This window comes from Duganella sp. S19_KUP01_CR8, assembly GCF_036688705.1.
In the GTDB taxonomy this organism is placed as follows: domain Bacteria; phylum Pseudomonadota; class Gammaproteobacteria; order Burkholderiales; family Burkholderiaceae_D; genus Rugamonas.
In genome coordinates, this window is the sequence record NZ_JAQQPR010000025.1 from 94,367 (window position 1) to 107,483 (window position 13,117).

The 13,117-nt window shown below is 62.1% G+C and carries 12 protein-coding genes; 3 read left to right on the plus strand and 9 right to left on the minus strand.

The window, feature by feature from the left end; all coding sequences use genetic code 11:
• Position 1: 1 nt before the first annotated feature.
• A complete protein-coding gene (locus V6M89_RS22930) occupies positions 2-484 on the plus strand; it encodes a DUF4844 domain-containing protein (RefSeq protein WP_332855354.1) in 483 nt (160 codons plus the stop codon).
• Here V6M89_RS22930 and phoR read toward each other — a convergent pair whose 3' ends face one another.
• From phoR to pstS, 7 genes are all read right to left on the minus strand, one after another.
• The gene (phoR, locus tag V6M89_RS22935; RefSeq protein ID WP_332855355.1) at positions 485-1,798 is read right to left on the minus strand and encodes a phosphate regulon sensor histidine kinase PhoR; all 1,314 of its coding nucleotides are present in this window, start codon (positions 1,796-1,798) and stop codon (positions 485-487) included.
• On the minus strand, positions 1,798-2,487 hold the full coding sequence (locus V6M89_RS22940) for a response regulator (RefSeq protein WP_020706067.1): 690 nt from the start codon (positions 2,485-2,487) through the stop codon (positions 1,798-1,800). Before V6M89_RS22940 ends, phoR begins: the two co-directional genes overlap by 1 nt.
• A gap of 32 nt (positions 2,488-2,519) precedes the next feature.
• Complete coding sequence (gene phoU / locus V6M89_RS22945; RefSeq protein ID WP_020706066.1) at positions 2,520-3,233, minus strand: phosphate signaling complex protein PhoU; 714 nt, start codon at positions 3,231-3,233, stop codon at positions 2,520-2,522.
• Positions 3,234-3,270: 37 nt separating this feature from the next.
• On the minus strand, positions 3,271-4,071 hold the full coding sequence (pstB, locus tag V6M89_RS22950) for a phosphate ABC transporter ATP-binding protein PstB (protein WP_332855356.1): 801 nt from the start codon (positions 4,069-4,071) through the stop codon (positions 3,271-3,273).
• A gap of 34 nt (positions 4,072-4,105) precedes the next feature.
• Positions 4,106-4,963: a phosphate ABC transporter permease PstA gene (gene pstA / locus V6M89_RS22955; RefSeq protein ID WP_332855357.1), complete on the minus strand. Its 858-nt coding sequence runs from the start codon at positions 4,961-4,963 to the stop codon at positions 4,106-4,108.
• A complete protein-coding gene (gene pstC / locus V6M89_RS22960) occupies positions 4,963-5,970 on the minus strand; it encodes a phosphate ABC transporter permease subunit PstC (RefSeq protein WP_332855364.1) in 1,008 nt (335 codons plus the stop codon). The genes pstA and pstC overlap by 1 nt, the downstream gene beginning before the upstream one ends.
• 157 nt (positions 5,971-6,127) lie before the next feature.
• Complete coding sequence (gene pstS / locus V6M89_RS22965) at positions 6,128-7,174, minus strand: phosphate ABC transporter substrate-binding protein PstS (protein WP_332855358.1); 1,047 nt, start codon at positions 7,172-7,174, stop codon at positions 6,128-6,130.
• Between the two features lie 327 nt (positions 7,175-7,501).
• On the opposite strand from pstS, the gene ppk1 reads away from it, so the two are divergent.
• The gene (gene ppk1, locus V6M89_RS22970) at positions 7,502-9,598 is read left to right on the plus strand and encodes a polyphosphate kinase 1 (protein ID WP_332855359.1); all 2,097 of its coding nucleotides are present in this window, start codon (positions 7,502-7,504) and stop codon (positions 9,596-9,598) included.
• 42 nt (positions 9,599-9,640) lie between these two features.
• Complete coding sequence (gene sixA, locus V6M89_RS22975) at positions 9,641-10,108, plus strand: phosphohistidine phosphatase SixA (RefSeq protein ID WP_332855360.1); 468 nt, start codon at positions 9,641-9,643, stop codon at positions 10,106-10,108.
• Positions 10,109-10,394: 286 nt separating this feature from the next.
• On the opposite strand, the gene V6M89_RS22980 is transcribed toward sixA, so the two are convergent.
• Both V6M89_RS22980 and fliD read right to left on the minus strand, forming a co-directional pair.
• Positions 10,395-11,507 (minus strand): polyamine ABC transporter substrate-binding protein, encoded by a 1,113-nt coding sequence (locus V6M89_RS22980; protein WP_332855361.1) that lies wholly within the window; start codon positions 11,505-11,507, stop codon positions 10,395-10,397.
• Between the two features lie 92 nt (positions 11,508-11,599).
• Positions 11,600-12,979 carry a flagellar filament capping protein FliD gene (gene fliD, locus V6M89_RS22985; RefSeq protein WP_332855362.1) on the minus strand — a complete coding sequence of 460 codons (1,380 nt, stop codon included), beginning with the start codon at positions 12,977-12,979 and terminating at the stop codon, positions 11,600-11,602.
• Between the last annotated feature and the right edge of the window lie 138 nt (positions 12,980-13,117).

Below are 13,117 nucleotides of genomic sequence, written 5' to 3' on the forward strand. Positions count from 1 at the left end.
AATGAATTTCAGCTTCACGAAAATTTTGCTCGCAATCGTACTTGCGGTAAGCGCCGTCATCGCCAGCGGTGTCTCAGGTTTGCTTTTTGTAGTCTGGCCGACCGGCCTGTCCGACCACGCGATCGTCGTCACGCCAACGATGCGGGCCCAGCTCGCACAACTGAAGGCTGAACAGAAATTCCTGCCGGACCTGCTGCACGCGTATCCCGGCGCGCCGAACGAAAGCGTACGGGCGCAGGCGCAGACGGAAGTCGACGCAGTCCTCGTCACGTTGATGACGGATCTTCCATCACATGCACGCCGATCTTTTGTGCTGAAGACGTTCAAGTCCGCATTGGCAAAATTCGATAGCGCCGAATCCGAGGAGCGCGATCAATTCCTGTCCTACCTGCAGCACATGATGGTCATTATCGGCGTCAGCGATAGCGCCGAACTGTTCAACGTCTGGCGCTATGGCTTTCCATATGGCTGGATGATCGGCTGACTAGTTCAGTAGCAGCTCAGGCTGCTGCTGGACGATGGCGGTCTTCGGCAGGCAGACGATGAAGGAACTGCCTTTGCCCGCCTCCGACTTGATCTGCAAGGTCGAGCCATGGCGCAGCAGCACGTGCTTGACGATCGCCAGCCCCAGCCCGGTACCCTGGGTCTCGCGCGAACGGCTCTTGTCGACCCGGTAGAAGCGTTCGGTCAGGCGCGAGATATGTTCAGGGCTGATGCCGATGCCGGTATCTTCCACCATGAACTTGACGCCGCCTTCATACTCTTTCCACACCAGCTGGATCTTGCCGCCGGCCGGCGTATAGCGCACCGCGTTCGAGGCCAGGTTGCCGAAAGCGCTGTGCAGCTCTTCGTAGCTGCCCATGATGTCCGGCCCGTTGACCGCCATGGTGATCTCGTGCTTGCCGGCCGACAGCGCCCGCGCATCGCGCAATACCTGCTCCATCAGCTTGGGCACGTCGACCTGCTCCGGCCGCATCGGATAATCCACCGACTCCAGCCGCGACAGGGTCAGCATGTCCTCGATCAGGTGCTGCATGCGATGGCCCTGCTCCGTCATCAGCTTCAGGTGGGCCGACCGGGTGGCCGCATCCAGCCCCTCGGAAGCGGCGATCTCCAGGAAGCCGACGATCACCGTCAACGGCGTGCGCAGCTCGTGCGAGGCGTTGGCGATGAAGTCGCGCCGCATCTCTTCGATGCGCTCGCTCTCGGTCGCATCGTGCGTCACCAGGATCTGCCGGCGGTTTTCAAACGGAATGATATGCACGATCAGCTTGCGCTCGCGGAAGCTGATCGTCAGCGGCTGCTCGTAGCGGCCGAGGATGATGTAGTCCATGAAATCCGGACTGCGCACCAGGTTGGTCACGCGCATGCCCTTGTCGCGCTCATGCGTCAGGCCCAGGTGCTTCTCGGCGGCCGGATTGCACCACTCAAGGAACAGCACGTCGTCCATGATGACCACGCCATCCGGCAGCAAATGCATGGCCTGGCGGAAGCGCGCCAGCCATTCGGTCAGCTCGGCCTGGTTCTTCTCGTCGTCGCGCCGCATGCGGTACAGGCGCGAGAAGATATTGGTCCAGGCGCCCCAGCCGTCGGGCAACTTGGCGCTCTGCGGATCGTCCATCCAGTTGCTCAGCTGGTAAAGATAGGTCAGCTGCACGAACACCAGCACCATCATGGCGACCAGCGCCAATACCAGGCCATTCAGCCAGCCGAACATCCAGCCCAGCATCGCGCAGCCCGCCAGGATAATGGCGGTGCGCAGCGCGGCCGGCACCCAGAACACCAGTTTTGGATTCATTATTTCTCCGACAGCATGTAGCCCACGCTACGCACCGTCTTGATCAGATGCTCGGCCTCTTTCAGGGCCTTGCGCAGGCGCAGCACGTGGACGTCGACGGTACGTTCCTCGATCACCACATGGTCGCCCCACACCTTGTCGAGCAGCTGGCTGCGCGAGAACACCCGTTCCGGATGCGCCAGCAGGAACTTCAGCAGCTTGTACTCGGCATGGCCGATGTCGATCTTCTGCTCGTCCATCAACACCGTGCAGCTGACCGGGTCCAGCATCACATTGGCCGCGCGCATGGTCGCTTGCGCATGCTCCGGGCTCTTGCGGCGCAACAGCGCCTTGGCGCGCGCCAGCAGCTCGCGCGGCGAGAACGGCTTGGTGACATAGTCGTCGGCGCCGCTGTTCAGGCCCGCCAGCTTGTCTTCTTCCATGCTCTTGGCGGTCAGCATGATGACCGGGATTTCATTGAACTGGCGGTCGGAACGGATGCGCGCCAGCAGGCGCAGGCCGGTCTGGTCGGGCAGCATCCAGTCCAGCAAAATCAGTTGCGGGGTCTTGGTCTGGATGAAGTCCCAGGCCTCGGAACAGCTTTGCACGGCGCAGCAGTTCCAGCCTGCCTCGCGCAGCGAAAACGTCACCAGCTCGACAATGGCTGGCTCGTCTTCGACGATCAATACGGTGGTTTTATCGGATGCCATTATTTCTCGCGTTATTTCTCTTATTATTTCTCTTATTGCGCTTGCTCGGGCACGTCGTCCGGTATCGGTGCGGTCTTGGTGTGGCGGATGTCCTTGCCTTCGACGACGTAGATGACGTACTCGGCGATGTTCTTGGCGTGGTCGCCGATGCGCTCGATCGCCTTGGCCACCCACAGGGTGTCCAGCGCGGCCGAGATTGTACGCGGATCTTCCATCATGAAGGTGATCAGATTGCGCATGATCGAACGGAACTCGTGGTCGATCACGGCGTCCTGGGCGATCAGCTGCAAGGCCTGCTTGCCGTCGTTGCGGGCGAATGCGTCCAACGCGTCGTGCAGCATGTCGCTGGTGTTGTTGGCGATGCCGCGCACCATCTCGTAGTGGTTGACGGTCACCGCGCCGCGCGCGTGCAGCGCCTTGGCGGTGCGGGCGATCTTGGTCGCTTCGTCGCCGATGCGCTCCAGGTCGGTGATCACCTTGATGGTCGCCATGATGGTGCGCAGGTCGTTGGCGGCCGGCTGGCGGCGCACGATCAGGTGGCTGCAGGCGTCGTCCAGCGACACTTCCAGCTGGTTGACGGCGTCGTCCTCGCGCATCACGCGGTCGGCGCGCTCGGGATTGCCGATGCGGAAGCAGGTCATGGCGTCGAGGAACTGGGTCTCGACGATGCCGCCCATCAGCAGCACCTTGCTGCGGATGGCTTCCAGTTCGTTGTCGTACTGCTTGGATGAGTGTTCACCGATCATGCTGAGCTCCGTAGTCGTTTTGCTATTATAAGTTCGATCAGCCGAAGCGACCGGTGATGTAGTCCTGCGTCTCTTTGCGCGCAGGATTCATGAAGATCTGGTCGGTCTCGCCGAACTCCACCAGCTCGCCCAGGTACATATAGGCGGTGTAGTCCGAGCAGCGCGCCGCCTGCTGCATATTGTGGGTGACGATGGCGATGGTGTAGTCCTGCTTCAGCTCGCTGATCAGCTCTTCCACCTTCGAGGTCGAGATCGGATCCAGCGCCGAGGTCGGCTCGTCCAGCAGCAGCACGTCCGGTTTCACGGCGACGCCGCGCGCGATGCACAGGCGCTGCTGTTGGCCGCCCGACAGCGACAGGCCGGACTTGGTCAGCTTGTCCTTGACCTCGCCCCACAGCGCGGCCTTCTTCAGCGCCCATTCGACGCGCTCGTCCATCTCGCCTTTCGACAGGTCTTCATACAGGCGCACGCCGAAGGCGATGTTGTCGTAGATCGACATCGGGAACGGGGTCGGCTTCTGGAACACCATGCCGACCTTGGCGCGCAGCATGTTGACGTCCTGGCCCTCTTCCAGGATGTTACGGCCGCGGTACATGATCGAGCCCTCGGCGCGCTGGCCAGGGTACAGGTCGTACATGCGGTTGAGCGTGCGCAGCAGGGTCGACTTGCCGCAGCCCGAAGGGCCGATGAAGGCCGTGACCTGCTTTTCATGCACATCCAGGTTGACGTTGGTCAGGCTCTGGGTTTTACCGTAGAAAAAATTCAGACCCGAAATCTCGATGGTTTTACGTTTGCCGTTCGCGGCTACCACATTCTCTTGGCTCAGTTGCGTATTCATTATGGATCGCTTTATCAGATTTTGATATTCAGGTTTAATTCGGGACTTTTTGGCTGAACAGGGTGCGCGAGATGATATTCAGCGCCAGCACGCTGAAGGTCACCAGCAGCGCGCCGCCCCAGGCCAGCTCGCGCCAGTTGTCATACGGGCTCATGGCGAAGCCGTAGATCACCACCGGCAGGTTGGCCATCGGCGCGTTCATGTCGGCGCTGAAGAACTGGTTGTTCAGCGCGGTGAACAGCAGCGGCGCGGTCTCGCCGGAGATGCGGGCCACGGCCAGCAGCACGCCGGTGATCACGCCGGCCTTGACGGCGCGCAGGCGCACCATCATCGCCACTTTCCAGCGCGGCGCGCCCAGCGCGAAGGCCGCTTCCAGCAGGCTGTTGGGCACCAGGCGCAGCATGTTGTCGGTGGTGCGCACCACCACCGGCACCGCGATCAGCGCCAGCGCCACCGAACCGGCGTAGCCGGAATAGTGCTTGGCGGTGGCCACGTACAAGGCCCAGACGAACATGCCGATCACGATCGACGGCGCCGACAGCATGATGTCGGTGACGAAGCGGGTCACCGCCGCCACCTTGTTTTCCTCGCCGTACTCGGCCAGGTAGATGCCGGCCAGGATGCCGATCGGCGTGCTGATCGCCGTGGCCAGGCCGACGATCATCAGCGAGCCGACGATGGCGTTGGCCAGGCCGCCGCCTTCGCTGCCCGGGGCCGGCGTGGTCTGGGTGAACAGATGGACGCTCAGCGCGCCGAAGCCCTTGACCACCAGCGTGACCAGGATCCACGCCAGCACCAGCAGGCCGATCGACATCGCCGCCACCGACAGCGCGATGCCGATGCGGTGCGTCAGCAGGCGCTTGCGGTAGACGGGGTTGATAGCTTGGTTCATTATTTAAGGCCTTCCTTGCGAGACATGCCGGCCAACATCAGCTTGGCGGCGGACAGAACGATAAAGGTGATGACGAACAGGATCAGGGCCAGCGCGAACAGCGACGAGGTGTGCAGCGGCGTGTCCGATTCGGCGAATTCGTTGGCCAGGGTCGAGGCGATCGAGTTACCCGCCGCGAACAGCGACCACGACAGCTTGTTGGCGTTGCCGATGACGAAGGTCACGGCCATGGTCTCGCCCAGCGCGCGGCCCAGGCCCAGCATGACGCCGCCGACCACGCCGGTCTTGGTGTAAGGCAGCACGATCTTGCGCACCACTTCCCAGCGGGTGCAGCCGAGGCCGTAGGCCGATTCCTTCAGCACCGCCGGCACGATCTCGAACACGTCGCGCATCACCGAAGAAATGAACGGGATGATCATCACCGCCAGGATCAGCGCGGCGGTCAGGATGCCGATGCCCATGGTCGGGCCGCTGAAGAACTGGCCGATGATGGGCAGGTGGCCGATGGTGTTTTTCAGGAAAGGCTGCACGTAGTCGCCGAACAGCGGCGCGAACACGAACAGGCCCCACATGCCGTAGATGATGGACGGCACGCCGGCCAGCAGCTCGACCGCCGTGCCCAGCGGACGGCGCAGGCCGGCCGGGCAGATCTCGGTCAGGAACAGCGCGATGCCGAAGCTGACCGGGAAGGCGATCAGCAGCGCGATGCCGGAGGTGGCCAGGGTGCCGACGATGGCGATCAGCGCGCCGTACTTGTCGTTGACCGGGTCCCACTCGACGGTGGTGATGAAGGCCAGGCCGAACTCCTTGAAGGCCGGCCAGGCGCCCACCATCAGCGAGATGATGATACCCAGCAGCACCGCCAGCACGGACAGCGCGAACAGCATCGTGGTCTTGTGGAAGATGAAATCCTGGATGCGCTGGTTGCGCATGGTGCGGTGCATGGCCTGGGTTGCGGCCTGCTCGGCTGCGGTAACGCCGGCAGCGGCGGCGGTGGCGGTCTGCATGGCCGGCTCCGATTTGTTCAGTGGCGTGGAAGTGATATCAGCGCTCATATGGTTGTCTCGTGGATGGTAGCTAGCCTGCGGCTCCCGGTCGGGAGGCGCAGGCTAACCCCCTCGCCGCCCGCGCTTGTTGCTGCGCGGCGGCGAAGGGAGGTCCGGATTAGTAGATAGCCTTGCCCGAAGCGTCTTTCAGGTTGGCTTTCCAGGCATCCTGGACCAGCTTGACAACCGATGCTGGCAGTGGAACGTAGTCCAGTTCGGTAGCGGCGGCGCCACCGTTCTTGAAGGCCCAGTCGAAGAACTTGATGACTTCCTTGCCTTTGTTGGCGTCAGCCTGTGCTTTGTGCATCAGGATGAAGGACACGCCGGTGATCGGCCACGAGTTCTTGCCGGCCTGGTCGGTCAGCACCACGCCGAAGCCTGGGGTCTTGGTCCACTCGGCGTTGGCGGCGGCGGCTTTGAAGAAGTCGTCGTCAGGCTGCAGGTAGTTGCCGTCCTTGTTTTTCAGCTGGGTGTGCGACATCTTGTTCTTCTTGGCGAAGGCCCACTCGACGTAGCCGATCGAACCCTTGATGCGCTGCACGTTGGCGGCGACGCCTTCGTTACCCTTGCCGCCCACGCCGACGATCCATTTCACGGCGGTGCCGGAACCGATCTGGCTCTTGAAGGTAGGGCTGGTTTTCGACAGGTAGTCGGTGAACAGGAAGGAGGTGCCCGAACCGTCGGCGCGGTGCACCACGGTGATCTCGCCGGCAGGGATCTTCACGCCAGGGTTCAGCGCGGCGATGGCGGCGTCGTTCCAGTTGGTGATCTTGCCCAGGTAGATATCGGCCACGACCGGACCGGTCAGTTTCAGCTGGCCAGGGGTCACGCCGTCCAGGTTGACCACGGTGACCACGCCACCCATGATGGCCGGGAATTGCATCAGGCCTTCAGCATCCAGGTCTTCCGCTTTCAGCGGCATGTCCGACGCGCCGAAATCGACGGTCTTGGCTTTGATCTGCTTGATACCGGCGCCCGAACCGACGGACTGATAGTTCAGGCCGTTGCCGGTGGCGGCTTTGTACGACTCGGCCCACTTGGCGTAGATCGGGTAAGGGAAGGTGGCGCCGGCGCCGGTCATATCGGCGGCGTGTGCAGCGGACGAGAAGGCCATGACAGCCGTGACGCCTACTACCAGGGAAGAGAACAGTTGTTTCAGTCGCATATCAAGTCCTTTTGTTATGACAGGTTAGGATGCTGCGCAGTCTACCGGCGCAATATGACAGGTTTATGACATGACCGAAATATGTCAAAAATAGTTATTTGCCCTGCAGATTGCGCCCCTCCCCCCTCTGAGAACAGGCCATGGTACCGCTGTGGTGCCGCTATATATTACGCCCATCCTGTCATAATTGGCGCGTCACGAAAGTCATTTATGACAAACGATGTCACGGAGTTGTCATATTTCTTCTTTACACTGTTGCATCATTCTTCCGCTCTAAAGAATCGATACAGGATAGAATGAGATTAACTGCAAAGTGAACAAAAAGACATGAAGCCTGACTTGCATGCTGAAGTAAACAAGAACTCCGCGTTTCTGGACCGGGAACTGTCGCAACTGATGTTCAACCGGCGTGTATTGGCGCAGGCAGAAGACAAGAGCATCCCTTTATTGGAGCGGCTGCGCTACCTGTGCATCGCCAGCAGCAACCTGGACGAGTTCTTCGAAGTGCGCGTGGCCAGCCTGCTGGCGGCCGGCAGCGTCGAAGGTTCGCTGTCCAACCACCCGGCGCTGGTCGCCACGCTGTCGCGCATCAGCAATGAATGCCACGCGCTGGTGACCCACCAGTATGAAATCCTCAACCAGGAAGTACTGCCCCAGCTGGCCGCCAACGGCGTGCACCTGGTGCGCCACAACGAACGCAACGAGGCGCAGCGCGCCTGGGTCAAGGAATACTTCGACACCGAAGTGCGCCCGCTGCTGACGCCGATCGGCCTCGATCCGGCCCATCCCTTCCCGCAAGTCGTTAATAAGAGTCTCAACTTCATCGTCTCGCTGTCCGGCAAGGACGCCTTCGGCCGCGGCACCGCCATCGCGATTGTGAAAGCGCCGCGCGTGCTGCCGCGCGTGATCCGCCTGCCCGACCATCTGTCGAAAAGCGGCGGCGTGTCGTTCTGCCTGCTGTCGTCCATCATCCACGCCCACATCTCCGACCTGTTCGCCGGCCGCGAAGTGATCGCCTATTCGCAGTTCCGCGTCACCCGCGATTCCGACCTGTGGGTCGACGAGGACGAGGTCAAGAACCTGCGCCAGGCGCTCAAGGGCGAATTGCAGGGCCGCCAGTTCGGCACCTCGGTGCGGCTGGAAGTGGCCAAGAACTGCCCGCCGGAGCTGTCGCAATTCCTGCTCGACCAGTTCGGCCTGCACCAGAGCCGGCTGTACGCGGTCAACGGCCCGGTCAACCTGGTGCGCCTGACCGAGATCATGGACCACGTCGACAACCCGTCGCTGCGCTTCCCGCCGTTCTACCCGGGCGTCGCGCAAAAGCCGGGCAGCCCGGACATCTTCGCCGCCCTGCGCGAGGGCGACATCCTGCTGCACCACCCGTACCAAACCTTCCAGACGGTGATCGACTTCATCCGCAGCGCCGCGCTGGATCCGGCGGTGGTGGCGATCAAGCAGACCATCTACCGCACCGGCATGAACTCGGACCTGATGGAATCGCTGATCCTGGCGGCGCGCTCGGGCAAGGAAGTGACCGTGATCGTCGAGCTGAAGGCGCGCTTCGACGAGGAAGCCAACATCAACTGGGCCGACAAGCTGGAACAGGCCGGCGCCCAGGTGGTGTACGGCGTGGTCGGCCTGAAGACCCACGCCAAGGTGGCGCTGGTGATACGCCGCGAAGACCACAAGCTGCGCTTCTACGCCCACCTCGGCACCGGCAACTATCACCCGACCACCACCAAGTTCTACACCGACTTCGGCCTGCTGACCTGCCATCCCGGCATCAGCCAGGAAGTCAACGAAGTGTTCATCCACCTGACCAGCCTGACCAAGCCGCACCGGCTGGTGCACCTGTGGCTGGCGCCGTTCGCGCTGCACAACGAGATCATCAAAGCCATCCGCAACGAAGCGCGCATCGCCCGCGCCGGACGGCCGGGACGTATCATCGTCAAGATCAACGCGCTGGTCGACGAATCGGTGATACGCGCGCTGTACGCGGCCTCCAAGGACGGCGTCAAGATCGACCTGATCGTGCGCGGCGCCTGCATGCTCAAGCCGGGCGTGCCGGGGCTGTCGGAAAACATCAAGGTGCGCTCCATCATCGGCCGCTTCCTCGAACACAGCCGTATCTACTACTTCCGCAACGACCTGGCGCACGACGTCATGCTGGCCAGCGCCGACTGGATGAGCCGCAACCTGTTCCGCCGCATCGAGGTGGCCTTCCCCATCCTCGACAAGGCGCTCAAGCGCCGCGTGCTGACGGAAGGCCTGAACCCTTATTTAAAGGATAATATGAACGCCTGGGAGCTGGAAGCGGACGGCCACTACCAGCGCCGCAAGGCGCGCGGCAAACAGCTGCCCTACAGCGCCCAGCAGCACCTGATGGAAACGCTGGGCATGCCCGGCGCCCATCTGGGGGAATAAACGGAGCGGGATCTTTTTTCGCAAGTCGTTCAGGAGAAAAACATGGATCTCATATTGTGGCGGCATGCCGAGGCCGAGGACGCGGAACCCGGCATGTCCGATCTGGAGCGCGAGCTGACCGTCAAGGGTCTGAAGCAGGCGCGCCGCATGGGCCAATGGCTCGATTCCCAGCTGCCCGACAGCTGCCGCATCCTGTGCAGCCCCGCCGTGCGCACCTTGCAGACGGCCGAAGCGCTGGGGCGCAAGTTCAAGATCCACACCGACCTGGCGCCCGGCGCCGACGCCTCCGACATCCTCAAGGCCGCCAACTGGCCGGGCAACAAGGATTCGGTGCTGGTGGTGGGGCACCAGCCGACGCTGGGCCAGCTGGCCTCGCTGTTGATGACGGGCGACGACCTGGAGTGGGATATCCGCAAGGCCAGCGCCTGGTGGTTTTCCCAGCGCGACCCCGGCAACGCCATGAGCGTCTACCTGAAAGCGGTGATGGCGGCCGACCTGGTGGTGAAATAAGCGGGAAATACGCTGGGTAGAGCTTGTAAAGCGGCAACCATCTGCTAAAGTTTAATCGTAACAACTTGAGGGAGGGTTACCATGTTCACCTTACTCACGATGGGGATCTTCGGAGGGATGATCGCCTTGGTAGTGTACGAGCTCATAGAGGAAATGCGCGGCAGCAAACACAAATTGGTCGACCGCTATCACGAATAGCTTAGGCTTCACCGAAGCCACCCGTCATTCCCGCGCAGGCGGGAATCCATGCTGACTATGGATTCCCGCCTGCGCGGGAATGACCCGTTTACAGGCCGGTCTTGAACTTGGTGTAGATGCGGGTAATGTTGCGGCGGATATCAGCCGGCACCGCTTCCGGCGCGGCCATGCGCTGCTTGTCGGCGTCCGACAGGAACACCGTCTTGTTGTCGGCGATATCCTTGCGCACGAACTTCAGGCTGGCAGCGTTCGGATTGGCGTAGAACACCTTGTTGGTCAGGCTGGCATGCACCTCGGGACGCATGATGTAGTTGATCCACAGGTGGGCGTTGTTCGGGTGCGGCGCATCGGCCGGGATGGCCATGGTGTCGAACACCAGCGCGGCCGAGGTCTTCGGCACCAGCACCTCGATCACATTGCCGTTCTTGGCGTCGATCGCGCGCTGGCGGGCGATGTTGATGTCGCCCGACCAGCCCAGCGCCACGCACACCGCGCCGTTGGCCATGTCGTTGATATAGCCCGACGAGCTGAACAGCGTCACATTCGGACGAATAGCCTGCAGCAGCTTGCCCGCCTCGGCGTAGTCGGCGGCGTTCTTCGAGTAGGCCGGCTTGCCCAGGTACAGCAGCGCGGCCGGCAGCACTTCGGACGGCGAATCGAGGAAGGACACGCCGCACGACTTCAGCTTGGCCGCGTATTTCGGGTTGAAGATCAAGTCCCAGGCGTTGTCCGGCATCGGCATGCCGCCCAGCGCGGCCTTGACCTTGTTGACGTTGATACCGACCGTGGTATAGCCCCACAGCCAGTCGACCAGGTATTCGTTGTTCGGATCGATGCCCGCCAGCTTGGCCTGGATCGCCGGATCCATGTTTTTCAGGTTGCTGAGCTTGGATTTATCGAGCTTGCGCAGCAGCTTGCCGTCGATTTGCAGGCGCGCCCATTGCGCGGTCGGCACCACGACGTCGTAGCCCGACTTGCCGGCGGCCAGCTTGGAATTGAGGATTTCGTTGTTATCAAACAGGTCATAACGGACCTTGATACCGGTTTCTTTTTCAAAGTTTTTGACGGTATCGTCGGCGATATAGTCCGACCAGTTGTAGATGTTGAGGACTTTTTCCTCTTGCGCCTGGGCCGCCACCTGCCCCGCGCCCGCCATCAAGCCAGCCGCCACCAACGCCGCACCAACGAACTTCCCTGCCATAGCCCCTCCGAGTGGAATCAATCACAAGCCGTGATGATCGGGCATAGCCAGTTTCGACGCAAGGAATTCGTTAGAAATATCCGTCTGAAATATCAACCCAGCATATCGAACAAGGTACCGGACTTGCCGGCCGTGCCATTGACCGCGCTGCCGGCGCCGGTCTGGGCCTGGGCCGTGTACAGCGCCGCCAGGGCGGTCGCCTGCGCCGTCAGCGCCTTGGTCAGCACCGTGCGGCGGCCGTTGATGCTGCTGATCTCGCGGCCCAGCATGCCGGCTTCCTTGCTGATCACGCTGCTGTCCGAGGTCAGCGCCGAGGCCTTGGCCGACAGCAGGTCGGCGATGCCCTTGCCATTGTTGGTGAACAGCTTGCCGACGGCGGCCGAATCGCTGGCCAGCGCGGCCTTCAGCTTCTTGTCATCCACCAGCAGTTGGCCGTTGCTGTCCAGGCTGACGCCGGCCGCATTGAGCGCCGACATCGAAACGCTGCCGCCGCCCGTCTTCAGCAGCAGGCTGAGCTGGCTGCTGACCTGCCCCATCGCGGTGTCGGACTTCAGGTCGCCTTTTTGCAGCGCTTGCAGCTTCTTGTTCAAGTCGTTGTAGGCGCTGACGAAGGATTTCAGGTTGGTGCCGATCTGGCTGGCGTCCTGGGTGATGGTGACGTCGGTCTTGCCGGCGGCGGTCAAGCTCAGCGTGGCGCCGGCGATGGCCTTGTCGACCGTGTTGCTGGCGCTGGTGACTTCCTTGCCGTCGACGCTCAGGATGGCGTCCATGCCGGCGCTGGTCTGCTTGAGTTTTTGGGTGCCGTCGGGATCGAAGCCGAGCAGGTTTTTCAGCGCGGCGTCGCCGCTGACGCTGATGCGCATGCTGTTGGCCGCGCCGCTAGGGCCGGCGATCGCCAGCGAGAACTTGCCGTCGTCGCCCTTGACCACCTTGACGTCGACGCCGGCCGCCTTGAACGCGGCGGCGATGCCGTCCAGCGTATTGTTGCTGCTGTCGATGGTGACCGACTTGCTGGCCGCCTTGCCGTTCAGGGCAAAGCCCTTGTCGCCGCCGGCCGTGCCGAAGTCGATCTTGACGGTGGTGACGGCGCCCGAGCCGATCTTGGCGTCCGACGCCGCGAATGCATCGCTGGTAAGGAACTGCCCCTGCGCCAGTTGCTTGACCTCGACCGCATAAGTGCCGGCCTTGGCGGTGCCGGTGGACGCGGCGGTCAGCACATTCTTGACCGAAGTGGCGGCGCTGGTGCTCAAACCGCTTCCGGTCAGGCCGGCCGCGATCGACTGGAAATTCGCCAGCGCGCTTTGCAGCTGGCCGAGTGCGGACAGCTTGGTCTGGTCGTTCTTCAGCGTCGTATTCAGCTTGGTCGCGGCGCTATTCTGCGACGCCATCGTTTGCTGGACGCGATTGTAGATATCGTTCGACACCGTCGGACTGCCGGTACTGCCGCTGGAGGTAATGCTGGAGGTCGCCATGATCCGTTCCGCCTGATTTGGTTACATAGTATGCAACACAAACGGTTATTCAAAGCCGCGAACAGAGCACCTTTTCCCCATCACCTCCGGGGTCAGGTCCCCCATTTGAGCATGAGCTCGGCTGAGGGAGCCGAGCTC

What these genes read in the sequence shown, in the direction of transcription:
- pstA (WP_332855357.1), bottom strand. Translation starts at nt 4,963, where the DNA reads ATGAACCAAGCTATCAACCCCGTCTACCGCAAGCGCCTGCTGACGCAC.
- V6M89_RS22940 (WP_020706067.1), bottom strand. Translation starts at nt 2,487, where the DNA reads ATGGCATCCGATAAAACCACCGTATTGATCGTCGAAGACGAGCCAGCC.
- V6M89_RS22930 (WP_332855354.1), top strand. Translation starts at nt 2, where the DNA reads ATGAATTTCAGCTTCACGAAAATTTTGCTCGCAATCGTACTTGCGGTA.
- pstB (WP_332855356.1), bottom strand. Translation starts at nt 4,071, where the DNA reads ATGAATACGCAACTGAGCCAAGAGAATGTGGTAGCCGCGAACGGCAAA.
- phoU (WP_020706066.1), bottom strand. Translation starts at nt 3,233, where the DNA reads ATGATCGGTGAACACTCATCCAAGCAGTACGACAACGAACTGGAAGCC.
- phoR (WP_332855355.1), bottom strand. Translation starts at nt 1,798, where the DNA reads ATGAATCCAAAACTGGTGTTCTGGGTGCCGGCCGCGCTGCGCACCGCC.
- pstC (WP_332855364.1), bottom strand. Translation starts at nt 5,970, where the DNA reads ATGCAGACCGCCACCGCCGCCGCTGCCGGCGTTACCGCAGCCGAGCAG.
- V6M89_RS22980 (WP_332855361.1), bottom strand. Translation starts at nt 11,507, where the DNA reads ATGGCAGGGAAGTTCGTTGGTGCGGCGTTGGTGGCGGCTGGCTTGATG.
- ppk1 (WP_332855359.1), top strand. Translation starts at nt 7,502, where the DNA reads ATGAAGCCTGACTTGCATGCTGAAGTAAACAAGAACTCCGCGTTTCTG.
- fliD (WP_332855362.1), bottom strand. Translation starts at nt 12,979, where the DNA reads ATGGCGACCTCCAGCATTACCTCCAGCGGCAGTACCGGCAGTCCGACG.
- sixA (WP_332855360.1), top strand. Translation starts at nt 9,641, where the DNA reads ATGGATCTCATATTGTGGCGGCATGCCGAGGCCGAGGACGCGGAACCC.
- pstS (WP_332855358.1), bottom strand. Translation starts at nt 7,174, where the DNA reads ATGCGACTGAAACAACTGTTCTCTTCCCTGGTAGTAGGCGTCACGGCT.